Raw genomic sequence first — 13,574 nt, 5'->3', positions numbered from 1 at the left:
GCCGCGCTACAAGGCAGTAGCGAGCGCGGCATGACCGATACGCAGCTTTATCTCATCTCGCCGCTCGAAGTCGGCGGCGACTTCCCTCAGCGGCTCGAACGCGCGCTGACGGCGGGGAAGGGTCTCGTCACCGCCTTCCAGTTCCGGGTGAAGGGCATCGACAGCCACGAAGCCGCCGAACTGGCCGCGCCGCTGCAGGCGATCTGCGCCGCGCATGATGTGGCGTTCATCGTCAACGATTCGGTGGCGCTGGCCAAGCGACTGAAGGCCGACGGGGTGCATCTGGGGCAGGACGATGGCTCGCCGCGTGATGCGCGCGAGGAATTGGGGCGCGAGGCGCAGATCGGCGTCACCTGCCACGCCAGCCGCCACATGGCGATGGAAGCAGGCGAGGCGGGGGCGGATTACGTTGCCTTCGGCGCGTTCTACCCTTCCACCACCAAGGATAAGGGGCCGGACGCCGAAGTGCCCGAGCTTGAAACGCTGCAATGGTGGAGCCAGATTTTCGAAATCCCCTGCGTCGCCATCGGCGGCATCACACCGGAAAATTGCGCCCCGCTGATTGCCGCGGGCGCCGATTTCATCGCGGTATCGGGCGCGGTGTGGAACGGCGACGAAGTGGCCGCGATCGAGGCCTTCGCCGAGGCTTTCAAACCCGCCTGATTGCGGCGCGCGAATGGTCCTGAACTACTGATCGGCCTTCAGACGTCCGCTTTCGGGCGCTGCGCTTCGAGGCGTGGATGGCCGGAAATGGGTGGAAAAGCGAATGGCGGCTTTCCGAGCCCAGTTCGATGGTATCAAGCGCGAGGCGCTGGCTCAGAATAGGGCCTCAACTCCCAATCAGTCCGGCATCCTTGCAGCGATTTTCTGGCCACATCATCTTGGGGCGCTTTGGGCGCAATCACCGTGATGGGTATCTCACGTTCGCCTATCCAGGTAGCGGCTTTAAGTGGTTTGAGAGCTCTGGCGCCGGGAATCTGAAAGATCAGCCTGTCCTTCTGCAGTTCAGCGACTGGCGCGAAGCCATCTTTATAGGAGGCTACTGCGGAACAGCCCCGCTCAGGGTGGCATATCTGCAGAACGTAGACATCATTGGAGGGTATGCCCACCGAATACTGGCTGACCCTAGTCCATAGTTCAGGCGCAAGGGCCTCGCCGCCGCAGTGCTGAACTGTCGCGACAATACCTGCTGCGCCATCGTTATCGCTGCACCCAATCACGCAGAGCGCCCCAACGAGACTGAGCCATTTCCTCATCCCCACACTATCGCATTGAAAAATGAACGGCAGCAACGGGGTCGGTTTCTGAAAGGCAGCTCTTAGCAAAAAACCCGCTGAAGCTGCCCGTCCGGTTTTAGGAACGCGGCGTGCTGCCGGGAATGACTTCAACTGGGTGGAAACGCGAATGTCAGGTTGGAGGACTACCAATGATTAGGAGACACAGGCTCTGGCCGCGTCGAACGTCGCAGAGGCAAAGCGAGACCACGCTGACTATTCCTTTAAGATCAGAATCTCATCGGCTGCGTAGTCAAACAAAATACGACGGCCCTGAAAAAATCGATAGCCGAGATAGGCGTCAAATCTCTTATTTAAATCAGGGATTTGTTTGGCAGCAAATCGTGAATTTATGGGGCCAACATCAATGGAAACGCCTTGAGTAAAGATCGATTTATAGGTTTTTCCTGTTAGATCTTTGCTGGTAACTTCGCCAAGCGACGCATTACTGCCGATGTAGCGATCCCATGCGCCGCGCTGTATCTGCAGAGCACCCGTGGCACCAAGATCGATCGCTAGAGTTGCCTCGGCACCGTTAATCCTACCATTCAAGAGACCATCGGTCATCGGAATACGAAAAACCTGCTCATCTTTAACTTTCATAGAGCGCGATGGGACGAAAACAATTCGTTTCAGTTTGGTGTCCAGATAGAAAGAAAGGGCGTTTAAAATATCTCGACCAAGCACAACTTTTACATCTTTGCTCAAGGCTTTGGCGAGGCCAGTTAGATCAACGCCATTGAAGTCAGCAGGAATCTCAAACTGACCAGGAACCTTCAGTCTAACGCCGTGCACTACACTGCGGGCCAAAGTGTTTTTTCCAGTTTCGATCCCTCCGCCTTTACTGACAACCTTTAGCCCCGCCGCTTCGGCAAATTGGATGTCAATTAAGGTCGCTTCGGAGCCAGTATCCAGAACAGCCCAAACCTCCCGTTCGTTCAAGATGGCGCGAAACATTACTATGGCGTTGGTGTCGTCGAAAATCGCGGACTTGATGCTCCCCTGTTCTTGCAAAAATTGAAGCTTGAAGTTCGCTAGTCGTCTCTCGCTTCGTTGCGATTGCTGTGCAATCGCTTCACTAGGCATCGATGTCGCCTGTGCAGCTAATACTGCACAGGCGACGAGAGTGCTAACGAGACCTTTGAAAATACTACTCATCATAGCCATCTATACGCCCTAATCAAAATGTAAGTCTAAACACTATGTTGGCATTATCGAAAGTCCCGTCTTCATCTAATTGGAGGTTGGCAAAAAGAGTGACGCCGTTACCTAATGAGAATTGTGATTCGACTCCAAACTCGAGACTTGCGACGTCAAGTTCGAATGTCACTTCGCTACCATTATTATTGAATGATAAAGACACAGTCTCCAAATTGAAACCATCTAGGTCAATTACGCCTTCTACACTCACCACGTCTTCTACGATATCAACGGAGACGGTGGCAGTGCCCTCTTCAGGGTTTGGCAACCTGCACGTGCACAGCAGACGATCGGTTGGTCGCTATTGTGGGATCCGGAACTGCAGCTGACTCGACGGCTCCGCGATGAGGAAAGAGAAGACCCGGCCTAATCTTTGAGTATCAAGATCTCTTCGGCCGCATAATCAAACAAAGTTCGACGGCCTTGGAAAAATCCATACCCGATGTAGGCATCAAAATTCGCATCTAGATCGGGGACCTGTTTTGCCGCCGGTAGAGAGCTTATTGAACCAATACCGAGAGTCACACCTTGCGTAAAAACAGAGGTATAAGTCTCGCCGCCCAGGTCAGTGCTGGTAACTTCATCAATCGTGGTGCCGCTAGGTATATAGCGGTCCCATACGCCTCTCCGGATGTTCAGAACGCCAGAAGCTCCGAGATCAATCGCCATAGAAGCAGCAACCCCGTTGATTGTCCCGGTAAGAAGCCCGTCGATCATCGGGAGACGGACAATCTGTGTATCTTGAAATTTCATCGACTTTGATGGCAGAAAAACTACTCTTTTTGCGCTAGCGTCTACGTAAAAGGATATTACGTTAAGAATATCCCTTCCAATAATGATCGCAGTTTTTTTGTTCAGCGCCCTCGACAGCCCACTTAAATCGGTTCCATTGAATACGGCCTCGCGAACTACAAACTGGCCCGGGATTTCAAGTTCAATGCCGGTGATTTTGCTTCGGGTCATTTCACCGGCCAAACCCCGAATGCTCCCCGAAAGTGCTTCAACGTCGAGGCCTATTTCCTTGGAGAACTTGACGTCAACGAAAGTTGCCTCCGCCCCCGTATCGATCACTGCCCACACTACCTGACCATTGATCAACGCCCGGAATGTGATCACTCCCATGCTGTCGTCGTAGATTGCCGAAGAGATGCTCCCAGTCCGTTGGAGAAATTCGAGTTTAAGATTGACTCCCTCTCGCCGGACCGGGTCGGCTTGCCTTTGCTCCGCCGCCGACGCTTCGCTCGCAGGCATAATCGCCTGCGCAGCAAAAACTGCGCAGGCGATCAGGCCATTGACGAAGGGCACAAAGATAAATTTCATAGCGACCCTCATCTGATCCATTTAAAACACCACCGTGAAAATGACGCTTCCGTTACTGAATGTCCCATCATTATCAAGCTGAAGCATGGCTCGAAGTGTAACGCCGCCACCGAGATCGAATAATGTATCGACGCCAAATTGCAGACTGTTTATGTTCAAGTCAAAATTCAACTCGTTGCCACCATTTAAAAAAGATAGTGACAATTTTTCTAAAGTAAATCCATCGAGATCGATGGTCCCGGTAAGGATTAACCCTTCTTCAACCTCCACGGAAAGATCAACAGTTCCCTCGTTTGGATTAATTGAGATATCGGTTGGCAACTCAAAGCTACCACCGCCACCGTTAGGGTCGAGGGCCGGATCGGGGCTGTTCCCGGTTTCATTCCCGCCGCCGCCAAAGCCGCTTCCGCCGCCGCCGAAGTCAGGATCGCCAGGACGCCGTCCCGTGACAATTATCTCCCCAATCCCACCAGCAACAGTTTCAAGCTCTGAAGCACTCAGCGAGCGGAAACCTTTTGTTTCAGCAATCCTACGATGCAACATTACAGTTCTCCTCAGAAATGCGCTCCTCTTTTGGTTCACTTTACCGAGTCCCGGTGGAGCGTTCGGAACCTGACACTCTCGAGCTCAATCACTCATGAGCTTGAATTCGCTTGGCAGTGCTGTCTGGGCGTTTGCTTTCAGCAGCGTAGACCAACGCCTTCTCGCGTAGTGCGTTCGCTCGATCCATCATTTCGTGGGTCACAAGCCTGCCCTTTCTGACCGTAATTATCCGTCCAGCCGCTTCCAGCGTCGCAGGCCGATGCGCGACTGCAATGCGGGTGATGCTGAGCGCTTTGAGCACCTCAAGAATCTTCGCCTCGTTTTCGGCATCGAGATTGGCGGTGCCTTCATCGAGGATCAGCACCTTGGGGTCTGGATAGAGTGCCCTCGCTAGCAGCACGCGTTGCAATTGCCCGCCTGAGAGCACCGAGCCCATGTCGCCTACAAGGGTCTCATAGCCCATTGGCATCTTCTCGATCTCGGCATCGATCTGCGCTTGCCGCGCAACCTCGCGCACGCGCATCATATCGATCTCGGGGTCGAAGAACGCAATGTTCTCGGCGAGTGAGCCCGCATAGAGGATATCGCCCTGCGCAACCGATCCGATGCATCGGCGGTATGTGCGCTTGCGATAGGAGAAGATCGGCCTTCCGCCCAAGCGGATAGCCCCGCTGGTAGGTTCGAACAGGCCCATTAGGATTTTCATCAGCGTGGTCTTGCCACCGCCCGAAGGCCCGGTGATCGCAATGAACTCGCCCGGCTCGATGTTCAGGCTCACGTCGTTGAGCACCATCGGTTCGTTGGTGCCGTAACGATAGAACACACGGTCGAGCACTAGTGGCCTGGAAAAGTCCGGCTCCTCGGTGCTCTTCTCGGTCTCGCCTTCCTCGGTTGGAGAAAGCGCAATGTCAGCAATGCGGGTGAGGTGCACCTTGACGATCTGGTAGTTAATCGCCTGCTCGGTCAGCCGCATCCCGGCATCCAAGAACTGCTGCTTGTAGGCCTGGAACGCGAAGATCATGCCGACCGTCAGGACGCTGTCGAAAGCAAGGGTTATCGCAATGTAGACAAACATTACCCGCTCGGCGCCGATCACAAACTGGCCAAGCGCGTCGAAACCGGCGGTTAACCGTCCGAGCTTGACCTGCGCATTGACCGCATCGGCCTTGTTCTTCTGCCACAACCGCTGGCGGTTGCCTTCTTGTCCGAACGCCTTGATCGCGGCGATCCCGCGCACGCTCTCGATGAAGTTGGAGTTCTCCTTCGCCATCGTGGTGATAACATCGAGGTTGCGGAGCTTAATCGCTTGCAGGAAGGCAAGGCGCAGGGTGACGTAAAGCCCGAGGGCCACGCAAGCGACCCCGCCAAGAACCGGCGAATAGACGAACATCAGCGCCAACGTCAGCACCGCCATCAGCCCATCGATGAAGGCCGCGATCATCCCTTGGCTGATCAGCTGGCTGATGGGCTGGGTCGAACCGAACCGCGAAATGATGTCGCCGACGTGACGCTTCTCGAAGTAATCGAGCGGCAGGCGCATCAGGTGCCGGAACAGGTTGACGATCACCTGATAGGACAGCGAGTTCGACAGGGTCATCAGGATCAGCGAGCGCAGCCAGCTCGCTAAGAGGTTGATCACAGCCAAGCCGCCGAACCCCAGCGCCAGTATCAGCAGGAGATCGCTGTCGAACGCGGGGAAACCGTGTCGATCGAAATTTGCAGGAAAAATGGCGTTGCCAGCACCACCAGCTGCATCACGAGGCTCAGCAGCACGACTTGCCGGATCGTCCCCCAAAGGCCGGTCATCTTCGACCAGAGCTGGGTGATGTTGAGCTGGCGCTGCTCGATCTTCGGCTTGAAGCTTTCCGAGCGCAGCAGATCGAGCGCAACGCCAGTCCATGAGCGCGAGACGTCGGCCTCGCTCAGCACCACGGCACCGCGCGCCGGATCGTGGATGTGGTAGCGCCGTCCGCGGATACCACCCGTGATCGCGGTCAGGACCACGAAGTGGTTCAGGTTCCAGTGCAGGATTGCGGGCATGCCAAGGTGCGGCAGATCCTCGATCTCGCCTCGAAGCGGCCGCGCGTTGAACCCGATGTCCTCGGCGACCTGCATCACCTGCTTGAGGTTCGCTCCTTTTAGGCTCATCCCGTAGCGCTGGCGCAAGGTGATAAGATCGGTCTTATAGCCGTGGAACCCGGCGACCATCGCCAGACACGCAAGAGCGCATTCGCTTGCCTCGCCTTGCGGAATATAGGGGGTCCGTTGCCGCCCGGAAAACTCCACAAGGTCGAGCGGGCTGTTCATGCTGTGCGGTTCAGCACGGCATTGAGCGGCTGTAACAGCCAGGCGAGAAATGTCTGGCGCTCAAGCACAATATTGGCCTGAAGCGTCATTCCGGCCTGCAGCGGGCTGGGGCCTCCGAACGCATCTATGCGCTGCTGATCAAGCGAGACTTTGATCCGGTAAACCGGCTCGTCGAAAGGGAACGGGATGTCCGTCTCGCGCGGGTCAACAGCCGTGCGTGAGATATTGGCCACCTTGCCGCCGAAGCTCCCGAAACGCTGGTAAGGGAACGCGTCATAAAGGAGCCGGGTCTCCTTCCCCGCCTCCACAAATCCAACTGCGCGGGTCGGGGCATACAGCTCGGCAACTAGCTCCGCGCCTTCAGGCACGATTACCATCACGGGGCGGGATGCGTTGACAGAGCGGCCGACGCCTGCGGCCAAGGCGGTGACGCGCCCGTCAATGGGCGCACTTATAGCGTAGCTTTGCTCGCCCTCAAGCCGGGCTTGCTCAGCGTTCAGCGCTTGCAAGCTCTCGCGGATCTGCGAGACGCCCTGCTCGGCCTCAATGGCGACGCTGGCGAGTTGAGCACGTGCCTGCTGCGCGTCAGAAGTTCTCGCGGTCAGCTGCTGGCGAAGGTTGGCTAGGCTCTGCTGCGATGACAGCAGGGTCTGGCGGCGACGCTCCATCTCAACCTTGCTCACGAACCCACGTTCGACCACGGCTGTGACCTGATCGAACATTTGCTGGTTCGAGACCACCACCTGTTCCTGCAGGCCGATCTGATCGCGCAGGCTCATCGCCTGCTGCTCGGCCGAGGTGATGATGGTAGCGAGCCGCCCACGTTCGGCAGTCGCGCGCCCACCCGCCATTGCAACCTGAGCCTCGGTCAGCTGCTGCCTGGCGGCAAGCGCTCCAAGCCCCCTCCCAGCGACATCACCGCCGCCGGTCGACCCGCGGTCTGAATTGATCACCAGCAGCCGGTCCCCTTTGCGGACCAGTTGTCCTTCCTGAACTGGCAGTTCGCTCACCACCCCGGGTTGAAGCGCCACGACCTTGGCACTGGGAACGCTGGTCACCAGCATTCCCGGCACCGTCTCAATCCGAGCGTATGTGCCTACACTCACCCAGACAGCCGCGATGGCGATGATGCCAAAAAGTGAACCCGCAAACAGCTTGGTGGACAGCGGCTGAGTAAGGACGACTTCGCCATGCAGACGGTCGTTTTGCTGCTCAAGCGCTTCTGTCCGGAATAACGTCAAGTGCGACCTCGCGTTTCAAACCGGAGGCAAGGTCACGAATGATCATCAATTAGGCAAATGAAAAATTTGCACTTTTCCAGAAATCCCAGAAATTCCCGGCTTTCGGCTGTGATTTTCAGACGTGCTTCAGGCGCGATAAGCTGACGTTGTGCCCGCGGATCGACTTACCGCTAACGGATGTCCAGGCTGCGATTGACAGGACCTTCGCGGTATCTCTTACCGCAAGCAGTTCATGGCTTTGGTGCCTCGGCGTTAGCAGAGCAGCGGTCGCTTTTTGAGCGGCAGCTAATGTCTGAATTGGGGTCGCAAGCCGAATGGCAGGTTTTTTCTCAGCAGCCCTACAAGCAGACATTGCCTCAGCCCGCTTTCCCCTCACCCTCTGAAACGCTTGCAGACAACCGCCGAAGCCTAATGCATGGCGTCACGGAATTGCCGATCTGGTTTCGGAGGTTTTGCAACGCAAACCCCGCACATTCCAATCTGGTTGGGGAACGTGGGTTCTGGCGAGCTTCGATTATCGCCCTGATTGTGAACGCTCCGACGCAGAAATCACCCGGGGGCTCCAGATCCTATGCTCAAATGGCAAAGGCGCATCGCGGCCAATTCCGTGAAGGCATGCATTCCCTTTCAAACGCCGCTGCGAAAGCTGAAGCACTCGATCAATCCGCCTGTCCCCGGCCGGCATCACGAACTCGTGCTTGACGGGATATTCGAACAGGTCGCGATGATCAGAGCCGCTGGAGGGCGGATCGCCGGGGCAAGGGTGCTCGAGATCGGGAGTGGCTGGATACCCGTTGCTCCGCTGATCTACCGGATCGCCGGGGCGCGCGAGGTTATCTTATCGGACCAGCACCGGCTGCTTCACCCGCGCTCGGTTCAGGCAGCGGCCGCTTTTCTGCGGCAGCGCGCCGGTCGGCTCGCAAGCGAACTGGGCGTGCCGGAGGCGAGGGTTTCGGAGGTGCTCGAGGTTCCGCTACAAGGAAGCCTGGACGCGATGCTGGACGCGCTCGGCCTTTGCTATGCCGTTCCGCTCAACGGCGATACGCTGAAGGGCGAGATCGACATCGCCTACAGCCACACCGTGCTAGAACACATCCCGCCTGCAGCCCTTGCGGAGATTTTTGCGCTGGTCCGTGACAGGCTGGGGAAGGGTGGTTTGTTCTGCAATGGGATCGACAACAGCGACCACCGGCGGTCCTATGACGAAGAACTCTCGATCGTCGATTTCCTGCGCTACTCCGATGTTACGTGGAAAATGCAGTGCATCAATCCGCAGGATTACACCAACCGCCTGCGGCACTCGGATTACCTCGATCTGCTCGACGACGCCGGTTTCCGACTGCTCGACACGCAGGTTTACGTCGCGCAAGATGCGCTGGCCTCGATCGAGCCGCAAAAGCTGCCACCACGGTTCCGCAACAAGTCTGCCGAAGACCTGTGCACGACATGGAGCCTGATGCTGGCTCGTGGTTGAGGTGGGCGGCTGAACAGCCATCGCCATGATGGCTGGGTAATTGCGCCCGGCCCCGGATGCCGCGCTGAACCGACAGCCTAGCCGCTGCCGCTAACCCGTGTGCAGATGAGCCGTGACGTGCTGCCGTCGGGGTTCAGCTTTTGCAGCATGTTGTCGCCCAGCCGCCGAAACTTCTCGTCGGTCTTGGGGCCGCGGGTGAAGACCAGTTCGTCCCCGCGCATCAGGTAGATGCCGCGCCCTTGCGGGTTGCGATAGCTGGAGGCGTTGCCAATGCGGAAGCCCTCAGCCTCGACCACCTGGTAGGCCTTGCCCCCGGCGTCTCCAGGTAGAGCGCACTCCCACTCGCCGCGCTGCAAGGTGCGCAGCATGGTGCCGCCGGGGGCTATGCCGGGGCTGCCTTGCGGGCGCGCCGCGTTGCGGTCCTGCGCGCCGGCCAGTCCCGATCCGAAGGTCGCAATGGCTGCGGCACACAGGGTGAGCATGAAGATGTAGCGAGTTCGCATAGGGCAGCCTCTATCAGTCCGATCCCGCCGATGCCACGGCTTTCCCGCTTGTCGGCCCACGCTTGCCGTGCCGTCAGCTATCGGCTATCGGCGCGCTATATTTGCGGGATGCCTGCCGGTCGGCGGCGCACCCTCCCACGATTTCCTTCAGCAAAAGGCCCATAGCCCCATGAAGATCAGCGGCGTCGATATTCGCCCCGGCAATATTCTGGAATATGAAAAAGGCATCTGGAAAGTTGCCAAGATCCAGCACACCCAGCCCGGCAAGGGCGGGGCCTATATGCAGGTCGAGATGAAAAACCTGCAGGATGGTCGCAAGACCAACGTGCGCTTCCGCAGCGCCGACACGATCGAGCGTGTGCGGCTCGACACCAAGGAATTCCAGTTCCTGTATGCCGAGGGCGACGATCTGGTGTTCATGGACAACGACACCTTCGAACAGATCACGCTGCCCGGCGATCTGCTGGGCGATGCACGCCCGTTTTTGCAGGACGGTATGCAGGTGAACCTCGAATTGTGGGACGAAAAGCCGATTTCGGTCGAACTGCCTTCACAGATCGAAGCCACCATCGTTGAGGCGGACGCTGTGGTTAAGGGTCAGACGGCCTCGTCCAGCTACAAGCCCGCGATCCTCGACAACGGGGTGCGCATCATGGTGCCGCCGCATATCGGCAGCGGCACGCGCATCATCGTCGATGTTTATGAACAAGCCTATGTTGGCAAGGCGAGCTGAGCACAGAAAATGGCAGCTATTTCCGGCCTGATCCGCGTGATGGAACGCGCCGCGCGCAAGGCGGGCGGGCGTTTGCGGCGTGATTTCGGCGAAGTCGAACATTTGCAGGCCAGCCGCAAGGGCCCGGCCGATTTCGTCAGCAAGGCCGACATCCGTGCCGAACGCACGATCTATGACGAACTGCTCGCCGCACGGCCGGGTTGGGGCTTTGTGATGGAGGAAGCCGGCGTCATCGAAGGCGATCCGGGCATGCCGCGCTGGATCATCGATCCGCTCGATGGCACCACCAACTTTCTCCACGGCATCCCGCACTTCGCCATTTCGATCGCCGCGCAGGAGCCCAAGCCGGATGGCAGCGGCTGGGGCGATGTGGTCGCGGGTGTGGTGTATCAGCCGATCACCGATCAGACCTTCTGGGCCGAAAAATCGCGCGGCGCGTGGCTGCAGGATGCGCGGCTGCGCGTCTCGGCCCGTTCGCGCCTTGGCGATGCGCTGGTGGCCACCGGAATCCCGTTCTTCGGCCACGGCGACTTTTCGGAATGGAGCCGGATTTTCGGTGCGATCGGTCCCGAAGTGGCGGGCATCCGCCGTTTCGGCGCAGCATCACTCGATCTGGCTTATGTCGCGCAGGGCCGGTTTGACGGGTTCTGGGAAAGCGGCTTGTCCGAATGGGACACCGCTGCTGGCTGCCTGCTGGTGCGCGAGGCGGGCGGGTTCGTATCCGATTTCCGTGGCCGCTCCGCCCCGATCCATGCCGATCAGGTGCTGGCGGCCAATGATGCGCTGCATTCCCGGCTGCATAAATTGCTGGCGGGGAGCCTGCGTTAAGGCGAGTTGATTTGCAGCGAAGGCACGTTTAACAGCCGTGCCGACGCTGCCCGGTGTGCCCCTGTGGTGGAATTGGTAGACGCGCTCGACTCAAAATCGAGTTTCGAAAGAAGTGCCAGTTCGAGTCTGGCCAGGGGCACCACCCACCTCGCCTTCATATAAACCGCTTGTCTTTGCCCTGCGCTATTGGGTAGCCACGAGGGCATAACCATGCTGGATCCCCCATCCTATCACGCGATAGCGGCTATGGCGGTGACCGTTGCGATGTTCATCGCCTTTGCGCGGGGTCGCTATCCGGTCGAAATCATCTCGCTCATCACCATCGCGGTCATCGGCGTGGGGCTCTATTTCGCACCGCTCGCCGGGACCAAGCCGACTGACGGGCTCGCCCTCGCGTTCGGCGGGTTCGGGCATCAGGCGCTGATCACCATTTGCGCGCTGATGATCATGGGACGCGGGCTGGTGGTTACCGGGGCGCTGGACCCGTTCGCGCGCCTGCTGGAAGGCGTGTTCCGCACCAACAGCCAGATCGGGTTGCTGTTCGCCCTGCTGGTGGCCTTCAGCCTGTCGATGTTCGTCAATGATACGCCGGTTATGGTGTTGCTGTTGCCGATCCTTGTCGCCTTGGCGGGCAAGGGGGTCGCCGCGTCATCCAAGACGCTGATGCCGGTCAATGCCGCGGTGCTTATCGGCGGCATGGGCACGACCATCGGCACCTCGACCAACATCCTCGTGGTCAGCATTGCCGAGGATATCGGGATGGAAACCATCGGGGTGTTTCAGTTCACCCCGATCGTGTTGATGGCGGCGGTGGTTGCGCTGCCTTATCTGTGGCTGGTGATGCCGCGCCTGCTGCGTGACAACAGCGTTATTCCCGAAAATATTCGCCGCACTTTTCACACCCGGTTGCGGGTCGGAAGCAGTAGCCTGCTTGCCGGGGCAGAGCTTGCCGCGGTGCAGGACAAGCTGCCTGAGGGGATCACGTTCCACGATCAGCCCAGCGGCCCGCTGCAGCCGCAGCAACGCCTGCATATCTCCGGCACGCACGAGGCGATCGAGGAAGCGGCGCGCGCGCTGAAAGGGGAGCTTGCCCCGACTTGGGTGCTCGACCGCATCCGGCGCGTCGCCAAGGATCAGGGTGAGGATATCGTCGCGGTGGAGATGACGGTGACGGGGGATTCGCGCCTCATCACCCGCACGCTCGCCAGTTCGGGCATCGCCGATCTCTACGGCGTGGCTGTGCTCGGCATTCACCGGCCCGCCCGCGTTCTGGGCGAGCGCGATACCTATTCCGAAGCGGGCGATCTAAGAATCCTCGAAGGCGATGTGCTGCTGGTAATGGGGATCGAGGAAGACCTGCAGAGCTTCGCCTATAATGACGGCTTGCTGCGGCTCGAAGGCGCGCGCGAGTTGCCGCGCCGGTCGAAAGCCGTGCTGGCAGGTGCGATCATGGCAGGTGCAATTGCCACCGCCTCGGTCGGCCTGCCGTGGTTCGATGCCAATGGCTTTGCGCCGATCAAATTGCCGATTGCGATTTCCGCGCTGGCGGGCTCGATCCTGATGTTCGTAACAGGCTGCGTGAAGTTCGACCGCGTGGGCCGCGCGCTTTCGGCCAAGGTGATCGTCCTGATCGCGGCCAGCATCGCCATTGGACGGGTGATCGACGCCAGCGGGGCGGCGGAATTTCTGGGGCAGGCGCTCTCGCTCGGGCTCGCTTACCTGCCGCCCGCGCTGGTGCTGGCGGCGATCATGATGTTCGTCACGATCCTCACCAATTTCGCGTCGAACGCCACGGCCGCCACCATCGGCACCCCAATTGCCTTCAGCATCGCGACCGAGCTTGGTCTGCCGGCTGAGCCGCTGGTGCTGGCGGTGCTGTTCGGCTGCAATCTGGCTTACGCCACGCCCATCGCTTACCAGACCAACATGCTGATCATGTCCGAGGGCGGATACGAATTCGGCGATTACATGCGCGCAGGCGTGCCGCTGGTCGCTCTGATGGTGACGGTGCTCTCGGTCATATTGGTGCTGTGGTACGGGCTGTGACGGGCCGGTGCGGTGGGTGCACTTTCCTAACGGCAGGGGAATGTGCCAGGCTGCCGCCATGTTGATCCGCTCCGCCCTTGCCGACCTCTGCGATGCATTGCAGAA

The 13,574-nt window shown here is 58.9% G+C and carries 12 protein-coding genes and 1 tRNA gene; 6 read left to right on the top strand and 7 right to left on the bottom strand.

The features are described from left to right. The first annotated feature begins 30 nt into the window (after positions 1-30). Complete coding sequence (thiE, locus tag J3454_RS02790) at positions 31-663, top strand: thiamine phosphate synthase (RefSeq protein WP_349512230.1); 633 nt, start codon at positions 31-33, stop codon at positions 661-663. A gap of 827 nt (positions 664-1,490) precedes the next feature. Here the strand turns inward: thiE and J3454_RS02785 are convergent. From J3454_RS02785 to J3454_RS02760, 6 genes are all read right to left on the bottom strand, one after another. Beyond that, entirely contained in the window at positions 1,491-2,441 is a 951-nt protein-coding gene (locus J3454_RS02785) for a retropepsin-like aspartic protease (RefSeq protein ID WP_349512229.1), read from the bottom strand. Positions 2,442-2,840: 399 nt separating this feature from the next. Next, positions 2,841-3,794, bottom strand: a complete 954-nt coding sequence (locus tag J3454_RS02780; RefSeq protein ID WP_349512228.1) for a retropepsin-like aspartic protease — start codon at positions 3,792-3,794, stop codon at positions 2,841-2,843. 21 nt (positions 3,795-3,815) lie between these two features. Continuing rightward, positions 3,816-4,337, bottom strand: coding sequence for a hypothetical protein (locus J3454_RS02775; protein WP_349512227.1), 522 nt, complete (start codon positions 4,335-4,337; stop codon positions 3,816-3,818). Between the two features lie 88 nt (positions 4,338-4,425). Then, positions 4,426-5,982, bottom strand: coding sequence for a peptidase domain-containing ABC transporter (locus tag J3454_RS02770; protein WP_349512226.1), 1,557 nt, complete (start codon positions 5,980-5,982; stop codon positions 4,426-4,428). A 23-nt stretch (positions 5,983-6,005) separates the two neighbouring features. Beyond that, positions 6,006-6,644, bottom strand: a complete 639-nt coding sequence (locus J3454_RS02765; protein ID WP_349512225.1) for a cysteine peptidase family C39 domain-containing protein — start codon at positions 6,642-6,644, stop codon at positions 6,006-6,008. Beyond that, positions 6,641-7,885, bottom strand: coding sequence for an HlyD family secretion protein (locus J3454_RS02760; protein WP_349512224.1), 1,245 nt, complete (start codon positions 7,883-7,885; stop codon positions 6,641-6,643). Before J3454_RS02760 ends, J3454_RS02765 begins: the two co-directional genes overlap by 4 nt. A gap of 694 nt (positions 7,886-8,579) precedes the next feature. Here J3454_RS02760 and J3454_RS02755 point away from each other — a divergent pair. Beyond that, entirely contained in the window at positions 8,580-9,359 is a 780-nt protein-coding gene (locus tag J3454_RS02755; protein WP_349512223.1) for a hypothetical protein, read from the top strand. A 77-nt stretch (positions 9,360-9,436) separates the two neighbouring features. Here J3454_RS02755 and J3454_RS02750 read toward each other — a convergent pair whose 3' ends face one another. Then, positions 9,437-9,862, bottom strand: coding sequence for an elongation factor P (locus J3454_RS02750; RefSeq protein ID WP_349512222.1), 426 nt, complete (start codon positions 9,860-9,862; stop codon positions 9,437-9,439). Between the two features lie 169 nt (positions 9,863-10,031). Between J3454_RS02750 and efp the strand changes: the two genes are divergently transcribed. The 4 genes from efp to J3454_RS02730 all read left to right on the top strand — a co-directional run bounded on the left by efp (position 10,032) and on the right by J3454_RS02730 (position 13,469). After that, positions 10,032-10,595, top strand: a complete 564-nt coding sequence (gene efp / locus J3454_RS02745) for an elongation factor P (RefSeq protein WP_349512221.1) — start codon at positions 10,032-10,034, stop codon at positions 10,593-10,595. A 9-nt stretch (positions 10,596-10,604) separates the two neighbouring features. Continuing rightward, positions 10,605-11,423, top strand: a complete 819-nt coding sequence (locus J3454_RS02740) for an inositol monophosphatase family protein (RefSeq protein WP_349512220.1) — start codon at positions 10,605-10,607, stop codon at positions 11,421-11,423. A 57-nt stretch (positions 11,424-11,480) separates the two neighbouring features. After that, positions 11,481-11,565 (top strand) — tRNA-Leu (locus J3454_RS02735). Positions 11,566-11,633: 68 nt separating this feature from the next. Further along, a complete protein-coding gene (locus J3454_RS02730; RefSeq protein WP_349512219.1) occupies positions 11,634-13,469 on the top strand; it encodes an SLC13 family permease in 1,836 nt (611 codons plus the stop codon). Positions 13,470-13,574 lie beyond the last annotated feature (105 nt).

This window comes from Erythrobacter sp. NFXS35, assembly GCF_040148725.1.
Classification (GTDB): Bacteria; Pseudomonadota; Alphaproteobacteria; order Sphingomonadales; family Sphingomonadaceae; genus Erythrobacter.
The sequence above is the reverse complement of the archived record's forward strand: the minus strand, read 5'-3'. Positions and strand labels throughout refer to the sequence as shown.